This is a genomic window from Pseudomonas protegens, assembly GCF_003732485.1.
GTDB lineage: Bacteria > Pseudomonadota > Gammaproteobacteria > Pseudomonadales > Pseudomonadaceae > Aquipseudomonas > Aquipseudomonas protegens_B.
The window spans coordinates 170,230-171,555 of sequence record NZ_MOAK01000080.1 but is presented as its reverse complement, the minus strand read 5'-3'; the positions used below and the strand labels follow the sequence as shown (position 1 = coordinate 171,555).

Sequence of the window (1,326 nt, the reverse complement as noted above, 5' to 3'; positions counted from 1 at the left end):
CTGCTTGGCGAACCACAGGTGTCCGGTGTCGAAGATCTCCAGCTCGGCTTTCACCCCCAGCTCCTGGATGCGCTTGGCACCGGCCCGCAGTTGGGCCGGGGTGGAGACGTAGATGGTGTCGCCGTCACCGAAGTTGAGGGTGCCGCAGTCCAGGGTGCAGATCTCCGGCAGCAGTTCCTCGACATGGGCCAGGCGGGTCAGCGGCCCGACCAGATCGGTGTTGGGCCCGAACTCCATGGGATGCTCGCCGGCGCCGATCTCCAGGTCGCCGCCCATGCCGGCGGTGAGGTTGACGATGATGTCGACGTCGGCCTCGCGAATGCGCTCCATCACTTCGCGGTACAGCGCCACATTGCGGCTGAACTTGCCGGTGGCGGGGTCACGCACATGGCAGTGCACCACGGTGGCGCCGGCCTTGGCGGCTTCTACGGCGGCCGCGGCGATCTGTTTCGGGGTGACCGGTACGTGCGGGCTCTTGGCGGTCGTGTCGCCAGCACCGGTGAGTGCGCAGGTGATGATGACGTCGTGGTTCATGGTGCGGTTCCTTACAGGCGTGTTTGCTGAGGGCGTGAGGTGGCCGTGCGCAGCCCAGGGCGGGCTGCGGGGCGGTAGTGGCGGTGGCTTATTTGCTGGTCAGTTGCAGGTGTTCGGCGGCCGGCTTGCCATCGAAGGTGGTGACTCCTTCCAGCCAGCGCTGCTGGTCCTGCGGGTGGTCCTTGAGCCATTGCCGCGCGGATTCCAGGGCATCCTTGTGATCCAGCAGCGGCTGCATCATGCGGCTCTCGTCTTCGGCGCTGAAGGTCAGGTTGGTCAACAGCCGGTGCACGTTCGGGCACTGCTCGGCGTAGTCAGGCGCGGTGACGGTCCACACCGTGGCCTGGCCTTCGTTGGGCCCCAGTGCGTTTTCGCTGCCGCTGAGGTAGGTCATCTTGAAGTTGACGTTCATCGGGTGCGGCGCCCAGCCGAAGAACACGATGGCTTCGTTGCGTTTCACCGCTCGGGCCACCGCCGACAACATGCCCGCCTCGCTGGACTCCACCAGCTGGAACTTGCCCAGGCCGAACTGGTTCTTGGCGATCATGTCCTTGATCTGGGTATTGGCCCCCGAGCCGGGCTCGATGCCGTAGATCTTGCCCCCCAGCTCCTTCTGGAACCTGGCGATGTCGGCGAAGGTCTTCAGGCCCTTGTCGGCCAGGTAGGCGGGGACGGCCAGGGTGGCGCGGGCGTCCTTGAGGCTGGGCTCGGCCAGGACCTTGACCTGATTGGCGTCGACGAACGGCGTGATGGTCTGGGTCATCAGCGGGTTCCAGTAGCCGAGGAACAGAT

Annotated in this window: 1 protein-coding gene and 1 pseudogene; both read right to left on the bottom strand. The window is 65.7% G+C overall.

From position 1 onward, the window contains the following. Positions 1–534: pseudogene (gene cdhC, locus BLX41_RS35975) on the bottom strand (3-dehydrocarnitine:acetyl-CoA trimethylamine transferase CdhC); the annotation flags it as partial. Between the two features lie 88 nt (positions 535–622). Further along, positions 623–1,326, bottom strand: a 704-nt coding sequence (locus BLX41_RS21990; protein ID WP_259745071.1) for a glycine betaine ABC transporter substrate-binding protein, incomplete at its 5' end; no start/stop codon positions are given.